Source organism: Agromyces binzhouensis (assembly GCF_004135055.1).
GTDB lineage: Bacteria > Actinomycetota > Actinomycetes > Actinomycetales > Microbacteriaceae > Agromyces > Agromyces binzhouensis.
On record NZ_SDPL01000763.1, the window covers coordinates 1 to 702 of the forward strand.

Consider the following 702-nt stretch of genomic DNA (forward strand, 5'->3'; position numbering starts at 1 on the left):
CGCTGGTGGCCGACGCACGCACCACGACCCTGCTCCACCGGCTGGGCGTGCGCACGCTCGGCGAGTTCGCGGCACTGCCCGACGAGGATGTCCGGCGGCGCTTCGGCGCGGCCGGCGCGTTCGCGCACGATCGGGCCGCCGGGCGCGAGCAGTCGCGCGTGGCGCCGCGGACTCCCCCGCCCGACTTCGAGGTGGAGCAGCACTTCGAGCCCCCGCTCGAACGCGTCGACCAGCTCGCGTTCGCGTTCCGCGTGCGGGCCGAGGAGTTCATCGAACGGATGCGGGCCGTGCGGCTCGTGTGCACGGGCATCCGGGTCGAACTCGACGACGAGCGCGGCGGCCACTCGAGTCGCAGCTGGCTGCACCCGCACTGGTTCACGCCTGCCGACGTGGTCGACCGCGTGCGGTGGCAGCTGCAGGGGTCCGGCACGGCCGAGACGGGGCTCGAGTCCGCGATTGTGCGCCTGCGGATCGTGCCCGAACGGGTCGACTCGACCGGCAACCACGAGGAGGGACTCTGGGGCGGCGGCCCCGACGAGCGCGTGCACCACGGGCTCACGCGCGTGCAGAGCATGCTCGGGCACGAGGGCGTGGTCACGGCCGCGATCGGCGGCGGGCGCATGCTCGCCGACCGTCAGGTGCTCGTGCCGTGGGGCGATCGCGCCTCCGAGCGGGTCGCGGCGGAGGCGCCCTGGCCGGGGA

Annotated in this window: 1 pseudogene; it reads left to right on the plus strand. The window is 75.2% G+C overall.

Annotated features, from left to right (window positions below):
- Window positions 1-702, plus strand: a pseudogene (locus ESO86_RS19585) (DNA polymerase Y family protein); the annotation flags it as partial.